This window comes from Streptomyces sp. VNUA24 (assembly GCF_029167005.1).
GTDB classification, from domain to species: Bacteria; Actinomycetota; Actinomycetes; order Streptomycetales; family Streptomycetaceae; genus Streptomyces; species Streptomyces scabiei.
This window is the reverse complement of record NZ_CP119143.1, coordinates 7,786,245-7,799,549: the sequence shown is the minus strand read 5'-3', so window position 1 is coordinate 7,799,549 and position 13,305 is coordinate 7,786,245. Positions and strand designations below refer to the sequence as shown.

General features: G+C 72.7%; 12 protein-coding genes. 8 read left to right on the top strand and 4 right to left on the bottom strand.

The window, feature by feature from the left end; genetic code table 11:
• Window positions 1-6: 6 nt before the first annotated feature.
• On the bottom strand, window positions 7-669 hold the full coding sequence (locus PYR72_RS33430; protein ID WP_275458746.1) for a pirin family protein: 663 nt from the start codon (window positions 667-669) through the stop codon (window positions 7-9).
• A 304-nt stretch (window positions 670-973) separates the two neighbouring features.
• On the opposite strand from PYR72_RS33430, the gene fasR reads away from it, so the two are divergent.
• The 5 genes from fasR (at window position 974) to PYR72_RS33405 (ending at window position 5,953) form a co-directional block, all read left to right on the top strand.
• Entirely contained in the window at window positions 974-2,176 is a 1,203-nt protein-coding gene (gene fasR, locus PYR72_RS33425; protein WP_013003982.1) for a fatty acid biosynthesis transcriptional regulator FasR, read from the top strand.
• An 89-nt stretch (window positions 2,177-2,265) separates the two neighbouring features.
• Window positions 2,266-3,180, top strand: a complete 915-nt coding sequence (locus tag PYR72_RS33420; RefSeq protein WP_275458745.1) for an ACP S-malonyltransferase — start codon at window positions 2,266-2,268, stop codon at window positions 3,178-3,180.
• Between the two features lie 13 nt (window positions 3,181-3,193).
• Window positions 3,194-4,225 carry a ketoacyl-ACP synthase III gene (locus PYR72_RS33415; protein WP_275458744.1) on the top strand — a complete coding sequence of 344 codons (1,032 nt, stop codon included), beginning with the start codon at window positions 3,194-3,196 and terminating at the stop codon, window positions 4,223-4,225.
• Between the two features lie 102 nt (window positions 4,226-4,327).
• Window positions 4,328-4,576, top strand: a complete 249-nt coding sequence (locus PYR72_RS33410) for an acyl carrier protein (protein ID WP_007381745.1) — start codon at window positions 4,328-4,330, stop codon at window positions 4,574-4,576.
• Between the two features lie 105 nt (window positions 4,577-4,681).
• Window positions 4,682-5,953: a beta-ketoacyl-[acyl-carrier-protein] synthase family protein gene (locus PYR72_RS33405; RefSeq protein WP_013003979.1), complete on the top strand. Its 1,272-nt coding sequence runs from the start codon at window positions 4,682-4,684 to the stop codon at window positions 5,951-5,953.
• Between the two features lie 111 nt (window positions 5,954-6,064).
• Here the strand turns inward: PYR72_RS33405 and PYR72_RS33400 are convergent, their stop codons facing one another.
• A complete protein-coding gene (locus PYR72_RS33400) occupies window positions 6,065-6,559 on the bottom strand; it encodes a DUF3145 domain-containing protein (protein ID WP_275458743.1) in 495 nt (164 codons plus the stop codon).
• A 276-nt stretch (window positions 6,560-6,835) separates the two neighbouring features.
• Here PYR72_RS33400 and PYR72_RS33395 point away from each other — a divergent pair, with 276 nt between their 5' ends.
• Window positions 6,836-7,735, top strand: coding sequence for an SGNH/GDSL hydrolase family protein (locus PYR72_RS33395; protein WP_275458742.1), 900 nt, complete (start codon window positions 6,836-6,838; stop codon window positions 7,733-7,735).
• 31 nt (window positions 7,736-7,766) lie between these two features.
• On the opposite strand, the gene PYR72_RS33390 is transcribed toward PYR72_RS33395, so the two are convergent.
• Window positions 7,767-10,232: a glycoside hydrolase family 3 C-terminal domain-containing protein gene (locus PYR72_RS33390; protein WP_275458741.1), complete on the bottom strand. Its 2,466-nt coding sequence runs from the start codon at window positions 10,230-10,232 to the stop codon at window positions 7,767-7,769.
• Between the two features lie 111 nt (window positions 10,233-10,343).
• Between PYR72_RS33390 and PYR72_RS33385 the strand changes: the two genes are divergently transcribed.
• Complete coding sequence (locus PYR72_RS33385) at window positions 10,344-10,940, top strand: TetR/AcrR family transcriptional regulator (RefSeq protein ID WP_275458740.1); 597 nt, start codon at window positions 10,344-10,346, stop codon at window positions 10,938-10,940.
• Between the two features lie 142 nt (window positions 10,941-11,082).
• Window positions 11,083-12,414 (top strand): pyroglutamyl peptidase, encoded by a 1,332-nt coding sequence (locus PYR72_RS33380; RefSeq protein ID WP_275458739.1) that lies wholly within the window; start codon window positions 11,083-11,085, stop codon window positions 12,412-12,414.
• 34 nt (window positions 12,415-12,448) lie between these two features.
• On the opposite strand, the gene PYR72_RS33375 is transcribed toward PYR72_RS33380, so the two are convergent.
• Window positions 12,449-13,276 carry an EI24 domain-containing protein gene (locus PYR72_RS33375; RefSeq protein ID WP_275458738.1) on the bottom strand — a complete coding sequence of 276 codons (828 nt, stop codon included), beginning with the start codon at window positions 13,274-13,276 and terminating at the stop codon, window positions 12,449-12,451.
• Window positions 13,277-13,305: the final 29 nt, after the last annotated feature.

The window sequence follows — 13,305 nt, the reverse complement described above, 5'->3', positions numbered from 1 at the left end:
GGGACATCACTCCCCCAGCTCCCACACCAGCACCTCGGCCGGGGCGGAGACGGCGACCAGCTCCAGCTCCTTCTCCCCCGCCGCCCGCACGGAGTCCCCGGGCCCCAGCTCGTACGGCCCGAGCCGTACGGTGCCCCGTACGACATGCACGTACGCCCGTGCCGCGTCCGGCACCTCGGCCCGCTCCCCCGCCGCCCCGAGCCGCCGGACGTGCAGCATCGCGCCCGCCTCGGGGAGGGCGTACGGGGTGGAGTCGGCGATGCCGCGGACGATCTCGTACGCGGGGTCGCCGCCGGGGTCCAGCGGGGCGAGCCACATCTGCACGAAGGTGAGGGGCGCGGAGCCGTCGTTGCGTTCGACGTGCCGTACCCCGCCCGCCGAGCTGAGCCGCTGGACGTCACCGGGGCGGACGACCGTCTCGTGGCCGGCGGTGTCGCGATGGGTCAGCTCGCCCTCGACGACCCAGGTGACGATCTCGGTGTGGCTGTGCGGATGCTCGTCGAACCCGGCGCCGGGGGCGAGCCGCTCCTCGTTGCAGGCGATCACCGCGCCGAAGCGGAGGTTGTCGGGGTCGTAGTGCGCACCGAAGGAGAAGGCGTGCAACGAGGCGATCCCGGCCTCGGGATCTCCCCCGGGGTAACGCGCACCGGCGCGCCGCAACTCCATCACCCGCCCACGGTATCCCTCCGGTTCACTTCACGTGCCCCGGCGGTGAGGACGTCCGGCGCCTGGGGATACGGCCGCAGGCTGATCGGCGGGGCCCACCGAGCCCGTCCGGCGCTTGAGGACAAGGCCGCAAGGCCGATCGGCAGGGCCCCACCCAGCCCGTCCGGCGCTTGAGGACGAGGCCGCAGGCCGAGCGGCGGGGGTCCGGGGGCGGCAGCCCTCGGTGCACGCGCGCCGGGGCAGACTCGCGGCCCCGGCCCACACCCTCCGGCACGAGCAAGCGCAGCGATAAGGCAGTCTTGTTTCCGTGCCCGAACCCGAAACCAGCAGGCCCGCATCCGTACCGCCCGTCCACGCGCACGTCGCGACCCTGAGGCGGCTGGAGAAGTCGTCCGGCAGCCTCGCCGCGCAGGCCATCGCGAGGATGGACGAATCGCTGCCCTGGTACCGGGCGATGCCGCCCGAGAACCGGTCGTGGATCGGACTGGTCGCCCAGGCAGGTATCGCCGCGTTCACGGAGTGGTTCCGGCATCCCGACGCCCCGCAGGCCATCTCGACGGACGTGTTCGGGACCGCGCCGCGCGAGCTGACCCGGGCGATCACGCTGCGCCAGACCGTGGAGATGGTGCGCACGACCATCGAGGTCATGGAGTCCGCCATCGACGAGGTGGCCGCGCCCGGCGACGAGGGCGTGCTCCGCGAGGCGCTGCTCGTCTACGCGCGGGAGATCGCGTTCGCGACGGCGCAGGTGTACGCGCAGGCCGCCGAGGCCCGCGGCGCCTGGGACGCCCGGCTGGAGTCCCTGGTCGTGAACGCGGTGCTGAGCGGGGAGGCCGACGAGGGTGCGGTGAGCCGCGCCGCCGCGCTCGGCTGGAACTCCCCCGATCATGTCTGCGTCGTCCTCGGCACCGCCCCGGACGGCGACAGCGAGCTGACCGTGGAGGCCATCCGGCGCGCGGCCCGGCACGCGAAACTGCAGGTCCTGACCGGTGTGCTGGGTGACCGGCTGGTGGTGATCGCCGGTGGCGACAACAACCCGCTGCAGGTGGCGAAGTCACTGATCGGCCCGTACGCGGCCGGACCGGTGGTGGCCGGGCCGATCGTCCCCGACCTGCTGGCCGCGACCCGGTCCGCGCAGGCGGCGGCCGCCGGACTCAAGGCGTGTACGGCGTGGCAGGACGCGCCCCGGCCCGTTCTGGCGGACGATCTGCTTCCGGAGCGCGCGATCGCGGGGGACCCCAGTGCGCGCGAGCAACTGGTGGAGGAGATCTACAGACCGCTGGAGGAGGCAGGCTCCGCTCTCCTGGAGACGCTCAGTGTCTATCTCGAACAAGCCTCAAGTCTCGAGGGCGCGGCCCGCATGCTGTTCGTCCATCCCAACACCGTGCGCTACCGGCTCCGACGTGTGACTGACGTCACCGGCTGGTCGCCCTCAGATGTACGCTCGGCCTTCACCCTGCGGATCGCGCTGATCCTCGGGCGTCTGGTCGACGGGGATCCCCAGCTCTAGGGTTTTGTCGGGGTGCTACAAAACCCCTACGTGTTCTTCGTCCCTGTCCCCACGGGCGGCCCGAGCCGTCCTCAAGAGAGAGTGTGAGAGTGCTCGTACTCGTCGCTCCCGGCCAGGGCGCCCAGACGCCCGGCTTCCTGACTCCCTGGCTCGACCTCCCCGACGCCGCCGACCGCCTCGGCGCGTGGTCGGACGCCATCGGGCTGGACCTCGCCCACTACGGCACCGAGGCCGACGCCGACGCGATCCGCGACACCGCCGTGGCCCAGCCGCTGCTGGTGGCGGCCGGACTGCTGTCCGCCGCCGCCCTGGGCGAGGTGACGCCCGGCGCGGTCGCCGGCCACAGCGTCGGCGAGATCACCGCCGCCGCGTTCGCCGGTGTCCTCGACGACACGGCCGCGCTGACCCTCGTCCGCAAGCGGGGCCTGGCCATGGCCGAGGCCGCCGCGATCACCGAGACCGGTATGTCCGCGCTGCTCGGCGGCGACCCCGAGGTGACGATCCCGCACCTGGAGAAGCTGGGGCTGACCCCGGCGAACGTGAACGGCGCGGGCCAGATCGTCGCCGCCGGCACCCTGGAGCAGCTGGCCGCCCTGGAGGCGGACAAGCCCGAGGGCGTACGGCGCGTGGTCGCCCTCAAGGTCGCCGGCGCCTTCCACACGCACCACATGGCCCCCGCCGTGGACACCCTCGCCAAGGCCGCCGAGGAACTGGCTCCCGGGGACCCGAAGCTCACCTACGTCTCGAACAAGGACGGGCAGGCCGTCGCCACCGGCGCCGAGGTGCTCTCCCGTCTCGTCGGTCAGGTCGCCAACCCGGTCCGCTGGGACCTGTGCATGGAGACCTTCAAGGAGCTGGGCGTGACCGCGCTGATCGAGGTGTGCCCCGGCGGCACGCTCACCGGTCTGGCCAAGCGTGCCCTGCCGGGCGTGCCGACGGTCGCGCTCAAGACACCCGACGACCTCGACGCCGCTCGCGCGCTCATCGCCGAGCACCAGAATTAGGAGCCCTGGACCTATGTCGAAGATCAGGCCGAGCACGGGCGCCCCGTACGCACGCATCCTCGGCGTGGGCGGCTACCGCCCGGTCCGGGTGGTGCCCAACGACGTGATCCTGGAGAAGATCGACTCGTCCGACGAGTGGATCCGCTCCCGCTCCGGCATCGAGACGCGGCACTGGGCCAACGACGAGGAGACCGTCGCCGCCATGTCGGTCGAGGCGTCCGGCAAGGCCATCGCCGACGCCGGTATCTCCGCCGAGCAGATCGGCGCGGTGGTCGTCTCCACCGTGTCCCACTTCAGCCAGACGCCGGCCGTCGCCACCGAGATCGCCGACAAGCTGGGCACGGCCAAGGCCGCCGCCTTCGACATCTCGGCCGGCTGCGCGGGGTTCGGCTACGGCCTCACGCTCGCCAAGGGCATGGTCGTCGAGGGCTCCGCGGAGTACGTCCTCGTCATCGGGGTCGAGCGGCTGTCCGACCTCACCGACCTGGAGGACCGGGCCACCGCCTTCCTCTTCGGTGACGGTGCCGGCGCGGTCGTCGTCGGCCCCTCCCAGGAGCCGCACATCGGCCCGACCGTGTGGGGCTCCGAGGGCGACAAGTCCCAGACCATCAAGCAGACGGTCCCGTGGGACGAGTACCGGATCGGCGACCTGGCGAAGCTCCCGCTGGACAGCGAGGGCAACGTCAAGTTCCCCGCGATCACGCAGGAAGGCCAGGCGGTCTTCCGCTGGGCCGTGTTCGAGATGGCGAAGGTCGCGCAGCAGGCGCTGGACGCGGCCGGGATCACCTCGGACGACCTGGACGTCTTCATTCCCCACCAGGCCAACGAGCGGATCATCGACTCGATGGTGAAGACACTCAAGCTGCCGGAGCACGTCACGGTCGCGCGTGACGTGCGCACCACCGGCAACACCTCGGCCGCCTCGATCCCGCTCGCGATGGAGCGGCTCCTGGCGACCGGTGAGGCGAAGAGCGGCGACACCGCGCTCGTCATCGGCTTCGGGGCGGGTCTCGTGTACGCAGCGACGGTCGTTACCCTCCCCTAGGCACCGCTGCCGGATCTTCGGTTCCGGCGCGGGAAACACGCACAACCTGCCGCTGCCGCGGCGGGCCGCCCACCCTCTGGAAACAACGAAGGAGCGCCTGACATGGCCGCCACCCAGGAAGAGATCGTCGCCGGTCTCGCCGACATCGTGAACGAGATCGCCGGCATCCCGGTCGAGGACGTCCAGCTGGACAAGTCCTTCACCGACGACCTGGACGTCGACTCCCTGTCCATGGTCGAGGTCGTCGTCGCCGCCGAAGAGCGCTTCGACGTCAAGATCCCGGACGACGACGTCAAGAACCTCAAGACGGTCGGCGACGCGACCGACTACATCCTCAAGCACCAGGCCTGATCCGGCGGGATCGGGCCCGGGCCCGGTCCCCCGCGGAGCAGTCCGTTTGCCCCGCCACCCGGCGGTGGCGCCGCTGAATCCTCGTAACCGTTGGAGAAAACTCCCGTGAACTCGACCAATCGCACCGTGGTCGTCACCGGTATCGGCGCAACCACACCGCTGGGTGGCGACGCGACTTCCACCTGGGAGGGTCTGATCGCCGGCAAGTCCGGTGTCGGTCCCCTGGAGCAGGAATGGGCCGCCGACCAGGCGGTCCGCATCGCCGCGCAGATCGCCGTGGAGCCGACCGAGGTCATCCCCCGGCCGCAGGCCCGCCGTCTGGACCGCTCGGCGCAGTTCGCGCTGATCGCGGCCAAGGAGGCGTGGGCCGACGCCGGTTACACGGAGACCTCCGCCGACGACGGCACCGTCGACGCGGACCGTGTCGGAGCGGTCATCGCCTCCGGCATCGGCGGTGTGACGACCCTGCTCGACCAGTACGACGTGCTGAAGGAGAAGGGCGTACGCCGCGTCTCCCCGCACACCGTGCCCATGCTGATGCCCAACGGCCCGTCCGCCAACGTCGGTCTGTACGTCGGCGCGCGCGCCGGTGTGCACACCCCGGTCTCCGCCTGCGCGTCGGGCGCCGAGGCCATCGGGTACGCCATCGAGATGATCCGCACCGGCCGTGCCGACGTCGTGGTCGCCGGTGGCACCGAGGCCGCCATCCACCCGCTGCCGATCGCCGCGTTCGGCAACATGATGGCGATGTCCAAGAACAACGAGGACCCGCAGGGCGCCTCCCGTCCGTACGACACCGGCCGTGACGGCTTCGTCCTCGGCGAGGGTGCCGGTGTCGTCGTCCTGGAGTCGGCCGAGCACGCGGCGGCGCGGGGTGCCCGGGTCTACGCCGAGGCCGTGGGCCAGGGCATCTCCGCCGACGGCCACGACATCGTGCAGCCGGAGCCGGAGGGGCGGGGCATCGCCGCCGCCCTCCAGCACCTGCTGGAGAGCACCGACCTGGACCCGGCGGAGATCGTGCACGTCAACGCGCACGGCACGTCGACGCCGGCCGGTGACATCGCCGAACTGAAGGCGCTGCGCAAGGTGTTCGGTGACGACACCGACCACTTCGCGGTGTCCGCGACCAAGTCCATGACCGGGCACCTGCTCGGCGGTGCCGGCGGGGTGGAGACGGTGGCGACGGTGCTCGCGCTGTACCACCGGGTGGCCCCGCCGACGATCAACGTGAACGACCTCGACCCCGAGGCCGAGGCCAACGCGGACATCGTCCGCGGCGAGGCGCGGAAGCTGCCGGTGGAGGGCCGTATCGCCGCCCTCAACGACTCGTTCGGGTTCGGTGGGCACAACGTGGTGCTGGCGTTCCGGACGGTGTGACCGTTCGCCGACGCGTGTGTGGCCCGGGTCCCTTTCAGGGATCCGGGCCACAGTCGTCTGTTCGTCCGCCGCGACCGAGGGCCGGGGAGCACCGGGCTCGAACAGGGGCCGTCAGACCACCTGGTGGAGCCAGCGGACCGGGGCGCCCTCGCCCGCGTGCCGGAAGGGCTCCAGTTCGTCGTCCCAGGGCTTGCCGAGGAGCTTGGCGATCTCGGCCTCCAGGTCGGTCTCGCCGCGCTGGGAGCGGGTCAGGGCGGCCCGGAGGCGGTCCTCGGGGATGAGGATGTCGCCGTGGATGCCGGTGACGGCGTGGAAGATGCCGAGGTCGGGGGTGCAGCTGTAGCGCTCGCCCTCGGCGGTGGCGCAGGGCTCGGCGGTGACCTCGAAGCGCAGCAGGTGCCAGCCGCGCAGTGCGGAGGCGAGCGTGGAGGCGGTGCCGGCCCGGCCCTGCCAGGAGAACTCGGAGCGCCAGGTGCCCGGGGCGGCCGGCTGCCGGATCCAGTCGAGGTTCACCCGGGTCCCGAGAACGCCCGCGACGGCCCACTCCACGTGCGGGCACAGCGCACGCGGCGCGGAGTGCACGTACAGGACTCCACGTGTGGTCACCGGGGCCTCCACAGAGCAGGACGGTTTGCGATTCGACGGATCGGCGGTGGCCGGGCGGCCACGGGGCGAGGCTACCGTGCGGCGGGGCAAGGAGTGTGACGTACCGTCGGAGCGAGGGCCAGGATGCCGTGCTGTTTCACCCGGGGGGACGCCTGTGCGGATGGAACGGTTCCGCCTTCTGTCGCATCCGGCCCACGGCCTTCCGTTCCCGGGAACTCCCGCGCGTTGTCATGGGTGGGAGCTCGTACGTGCCGGACCGACCGAGGGGACCAGGGGATGCGGAAGCGACGCCACCGTTCGAGGGCGGTGTTCGGCGCGGCCATGGCGGCGGTCCTGCTCGGCGTGTCGGGGTGTGATGCCACCGGCGGCGACTCCCCCGGCCCCGAGGGGACGGGACCGAGGGCGAAGCCCTCCGCCTCGCCCACCCCCGCCTGGGACAGCACCCCCGCGTCGCTGGCCGCCGTCGGGGACTCCATCACCCGGGGCTTCGACGCGTGCCAGGTGCTCTCCGACTGCCCCGAGGTGTCCTGGGCGACCGGGACGAAGGCGTCCGTCGACAGTCTCGCCGTACGGCTGCTGGGCGAGTCGGGGGCGACGCGGCGGAGCTGGAACTACGCGGTGACCGGGGCCCGGATGGCCGATCTGCCGAGCCAGATGGCCCGGGCGGTCGCCCGTGAGCCGGAGCTGGTCACGGTGATGATCGGCGCGAACGACGCGTGCCGGGCGACGGCCGCCGCCATGACCCCGGTCGCCGACTTCCGCGCCGACTTCGAGGACGCGATGGCCACCCTGCGCAAGAGCCTGCCCAAGGCACAGGTGTTCGTGGCGAGTGTGCCGGACCTGAAGCGGCTGTGGTCCGAGGGCCGTGCGAGCCCGGTCGGCAAGCAGGTCTGGAAACTGGGCATCTGCCCGTCCATGCTGGCCGACCCCGACCTGCTCACCACGGCGGCGGGCGAGCGGCGCGACGCCGTCCAGGGCCGGGTGGAGGCGTACAACGACGTGCTGCGCGAGGTGTGCGAGAAGGACCGCCACTGCCGCTACGACGGGGGCGCCGTCTTCGACTACCGGTTCGGGCAGGCGCAGCTCAGCCAGTGGGACTGGTTCCACCCGAGCGTGGACGGGCAGGCGCGGCTGGCCGAGATCGCGTACCGGATCATCAGCAGGAAGGGGACGTGACCTGGGGCTTTGTCGAGCCCCAGGTCGTCGCTCATCGTGCTTCGATCGTCACCCGCGTGCGGCGGTCCTCGATCGAGCGGCCGGCCGCCACCTCGTACGAACCCGTCACGTACACCCACGCGTCGGTGGTCTCGTCCCAGATCTCGAAGGCCCGGCGCGGGAGTCGGACGACGGCTTCCGCCGTCTCGCCCGGCGCCGCCTCGACCGTCGCGAAGCCCGCCAGCCAGCGGGTCGGCCGGTTCTCGTCCGCGGTCGTGGGGGCCAGGTAGAGCTGGACGGTCTCCCGGCCCTCGCGGGTGCCCGTGTTGCGGACGCGGACGGTCGCCGTGCTGCCGGTGACGTCGAGGGACTCGTACGTCCAGTCGGTGTAGCCGAGGCCGTGGCCGAAGGGGTACGCGGGGGTCCTGCCCTCCTTGTCCCAGGCCCGGTAACCGATGAACACGCCCTCGTCGTAGGCGAGTTCACCGGCGGCGGGCGTGACCTGGGTGACCGGTGCGCCGGACAGGGAGCCCCAGGTGGTGGGGAGGCGGCCGCCGGGCTCGTGGGCGCCGGTGAGGACCTCGGCGAGGGCGGCGCCGCCCTCCTGGCCGGGGAACCAGGTGAGCAGGACGGCGGCGACGTCCTCGCGCCACGGGAGTTCCACCGGGGAGCCCGCGTTGACGACCACGACCGTGGCGGGGTTCGCGGCGGCCACCGCGCGGACCAGGTCGTCCTGGCGGCCGGGCAGACGGAGGTCCTTGCGGTCGAAGCCCTCGGACTCGACCCGTTCGGTGGTGGCGACCACGACGACGGCGGTGTCGGCGGCGCGGGCGGCCTCGACGGCCTCGGCGATCAGCTCGTCGGGGTCGCGCCGCGGTTCCTGGTGGCAGAGCGAGAAGGCGAGCATCGTGATCGGGGCGTCCGCGGCGAGCTGGACGACATGCGTGAGGGAGACCTCCAGCGGTGTGCCCTCGGTCAGTTCGACCTCGGCCAGCTGGACGGGGGCGCCGAAGAACGACACGAAGGGATCGTCCGTGTCGGTGGTCCGGACGCCGTCGAAGTGGGTCGTGCCGTCGACGGTGAGGGTGTAGGCGCCCAGGCCCTTGACGCCGAAGGTGTGCGTGCCGCTCTCCCGCGGGGTGAACGTGCCGGTCAGCTCGACGGAGTGCAGGGTGGCGTGGGTGACGCCGTCGGGCAGGTCCGAACCCATCCACTGGATGTGGCCGTTGGGTGCGGAGCGTGTGCCGATGACCGTGCCGGAGGCGTCCCGGCAGACGGCCCGGAGGGTGAACCCCGTGTCGGCGACGGCCAGTTCCTCGTTGGGGTCCGCACCCAGGGCGTAGGTCAGGGCGCCCTCGGGGAGGGCGGCGGTCAGGCCGTCGAGGGGGGAGACGACACGGGCGGGGAAGACCGTGGCGGAGCCGCCGCCGAGGACGCGGGCGTCGCGGGCCGCGGCGCCGATGAGGGCGACCTTCGCCCCCTGCCGCAGAGGCAGGGCCGCCCGGCCGTCCCGTACCTCGTTGCGGACCAGGACGAAGGAGCGGCGGGCGATCTCGCGGGCCAGGGCCTCGCCGTCGACGGGGGCGGGGAGTTCGGTGACGGCCGGGGCGGCGCCCTCCAGGATGCCGACGCGGGCGGCGAGCCGCAGGACCCGGCGGACCGCCTCGTCGAGGACGGACTCCGCGACCTCGCCGGCGCGGACGGCGGCCGCCAGGGGCTCGCCGTAGACGGTCACCGGGCCGGGCATGGCGACGTCGAGGCCGCCGGTGAGGGCGCCGGTCGTGGAGCGGGCGGCCAGCCAGTCGGAGACGTTGAAGCCGTCGAAGCCCCACTCGCCGCGCAGGACCTCGTTCACGAGGTAGCGGTGCTCGGTCATCGTGGAGCCGTTGACCTGGTTGTAGGCGGTCATGATGCCCCAGGGGTGGGCGTTCGCCACGATCGCCTCGAAGGGGGCCAGGTACAGCTCGCGCAGGGCGCGTGCGGAGACCAGGTTGTTCACCGTGAAGCGGTCGGTCTCGGCGTCGTTGGCGACGAAGTGCTTGACGGTGGTGCCGACGCCGCCGGCCTGGACGCCGGTCACATAGCCCGAGCCGATCTCGCCGGTGAGGTACGGGTCCTCGCTGTACGCCTCGAAGTGGCGGCCGCCCAGGGGGGAGCGGTGCAGGTTGACCGTGGGGGCGAGGAGGACGTGGACGCCCTTGCGGCGGGCCTCCTGGGCGAGCAGCACCCCGGCGCGGCGGGCGAGTCCGGGGTCCCAGGTGGCGGCGAGGGCGGTCGGGGAGGGCAGGGCGACGGACGGGTCGTCGGCGGTCCAGCGCACCCCTCGCACCCCGATCGGCCCGTCGGACATGACGAGGGAGGCCAGGCCGATCTCGGGGAGCGCGGGCAGGGTCCACATGTCCTGACCGGACAGCAGCCGCGCCTTGGCGTCCAGGTCCAGTGCGGCCAGGGCCTTCTCCACGGCCGCTTCGCGCGCCTCGTCGGCCGGGGTGGTGCGGGTGCCCGGGGTTGCCGCCATCGCGGTGCCTCCTCGTCGAGTCCGATCGTCCCCTCATCGTGCATCGATTACCTGTAGAGCGGTAGGTTTCGTTATCTTGCCGTTATCTTCCGTCCCGGCGGACGGGACCGGATGCCGTACGGTGACGGCATGAGCGGCACCAGCAGGACCAGGGGCGTCAGGGGCGAGGAGCGGCGCGCGGAGATCGTTCTCGCGGCCCTGGAGGTGATCGCCGAGCGCGGTTACCGGGGCGCGAGCATGGCGGCGGTCGCCGAGCGCGTCGGGCTGACCCAGCAGGGCCTGCTGCACTACTTCCCCACCAAGGACGCGCTGCTCGTCGCCGTCCTGGAGGAACGGGACCGCTGGGACGCGCTGCCCGACAGCACGCTGCGACTCGATCTGCTGGGCTCGCTCGTCGAGTACAACGCCATGCGGCCCGGCATCGTCCAGACCTTCTCCGCGCTGCTCGGCGAGAGCGTCACCGAGGGCCATCCCGCTCGGGAGTTCTTCACGCAGCGGTACGACCGGGTGCGGGGGGCCATGGCGGAGGTGCTGCGCGCCGAGTACGGCGACCGGCTGCCGAGCGGGCTCACACCGGAGCGGGCGGCGCCGCTGCTGGTGGCCGTGATGGACGGGCTGCAGTACCAGTGGCTGCTGGATCCGGGCTCCGTGGACATGCCGGGGGCCTTCCGGGACTTCCTGGCGCTGCTGGGCGAGGACCCGGGCTGAGACCGGCCGCACGCGCGTACCGCCGGACCCGTCGAGACGGCCGGAGGCGGCCGTGGCGCGCGCCCCTCCCGTCACGCGATACTGCCGCCGTCCCCGAGCGAGACCCCCACGGCACCACAGCGACGGAAGGACCCCGAGTCCCTTGACATCCTTACTGACTTCCCGGCGGGCACGTGGCGCGACGATCGGTCTGGCGGCCCTGCTGGCCGGCCTCTGCACCCCCGCGTCCGCCTCTCCCACCGTCCCCTCCCCCTCGGCCGCTTCGGCGGCGGCCCCCACCGTCGAGGAGCAACGGCTCGACCGGCCCGTCCCCCAGGAGATCCTGCGGCGCTCCGGATTCGACACCGTGGCAGCGGAGTTCGGGCGGGCGCTGGCCGGGGCGCGGTCGTACGCCCGCGCCGAGCGGATCGTCGTACGGGAGGGTGCGCGGTTGTGGACGCGGGCCGTGGACCGGGCTCAGGGCCGCGGGCCCGCGGGCGGTGATCTGAGCCGGGACGACGACCGGCCCCTGTACTGGGCGCGGTTGGGCATGACCCGGGAAGTGCGGGGCTGGGAGCCGGAGTTCGGCCTGTCGGACCGTCAGAGGGCGGACCTGCTGGGCGCGTTGGAGCTGGCGTCGCGGGGGCAGGACTCCCTGAGTTTCCCGCAGGGCGGCAAGGGGCTGAAGCGGATCCTGGTCACCGGGTTCGATCCGTTCACGCTGGACCGGGACATACGGATCTCCAACCCGTCCGGGGCCACGGCCCTGGCCCTCGACGGCACGGTGATCCGGACCGCCGACGGCCCCGCGCGCATCGAGACCGCCGTCTTCCCGGTCCGCTGGCAGGACTTCGCGGACGGCACGGTCGAACGCACCCTGCGGGCGCCACTGCCCCGGGTGGACCTCTTCGCGACCGTCAGCCAGGGCCGGGTGGGGCGTTTCGACGTCGAGCGGACCAACGGGGCCTGGCGCGGCGGCTTCGCCGACAACGACAACATCGGCAGCACCGGGACCGTGCCGGTGAGCGACCCCGCCGGCCAGCCCCAGTGGACGACCACGACCCTCCCGTACGCGGACATCGTGGCCGCGCGGACGGGCCGCTTCCCGGTGTACGACAACACGAGCGTGACCGAGATCCCCGCAGGCGGCACGACCGCGGTCGTCCGGCCGGACGGGCCGACCCCCGGCTCGACCGCGCGGGCCGGGGGCGGCGGTGACTACCTCTCCAACGAGATCGCCTACCGGGCGACGCTCCTGCGCGACCGGCTGGGGCTCGGCGCCTCGCTGCCGGGCGGGCATGTGCACACGCCCGTCCTGCAGTTCGGCGCCGGCAACACCGACCCGGCGACCGGGACGGTGACCGACGCCGAGTTCGTGCGGAACCGGCTGGACATCATCGCGCAGGTACGGGCGATCGTGACGGTCGCCGTGGAGTCGGCCGCTGCGGGTTCCGGAGCGGCCGGTTCCGGAGCGGCCGGGGGAACGCGGGACTGACGCGGGGGCCGGGCGTCGGCGCCGAGGTTCTGCCTCAGGCGCCGACCCCGGGCTTGCGGAACATGTCGTGCCGCCCGTTCTGGGCGGGGACCCGGTTGCGCTCCTCCTCGTCCGTGGTCTCCTCGCCCAGCAGGTCGCGGGCCATGAGGGTGGCGCCCGCGACCGCGCCCGGCATCAGGAAGACGGCGACGAACGGCACCAGGAAGGCGAGACCCAGCGGGGTGCCGAAACCCCAGATCAGCGTCTTGCGGGAGCGCAGGAGGGCGAGCCGGGCGCGGAGTTCGACGCGGCGGCGCTGGAGGGCCACGGCGGTCAGCTCCTCGGTGAGGAAGAAGCCGGTCACCATGAAGCCGATCACGGGCACGACCGTCTGGCCGACGAACGGGACGAAGCCGAGGCCGAAGAGCAGCAGGGCCCACAGCAGCGCCCGTACGACGATCCGGAGGCTGTCCCGGGCCGAGATCCACAGCTCTCGCCACAGCGGCAGGCCGGACTCCGGGGCGGTGCCGTCCGGGGAGACGTCCCGGTCGACCCTCTCCGAGAGGCTCTCGTAGAAGGGCTGGCCGATGAGGAGGGTCACCGCGGTGAAGGTGATCACCGCGAGGGCCAGGGCCAGGGCGAACAGCACGGCGGTGAGCAGGCCCCGGAAGAGGCCGGCCCAAGGGCTGGACCAGTCGTCCGCGAAGGGGGTCGCCCAGGTGACGAAGTCCGGGCCCCAGACGCCGAGCGCGACCAGGGCGCCCAGGTAGAGGACGAGTGTGATCAGGCCCGGGATCAGACCGAAGCCGTACTGCCTGCCGTGCCTGGCCACCCAGCGTTGGCCCTGCAGCAGGTACTGGAAACCCACCCCTAGATCGCGCATGGGGGAAATTTTACCCAGCGGGGGCGCGG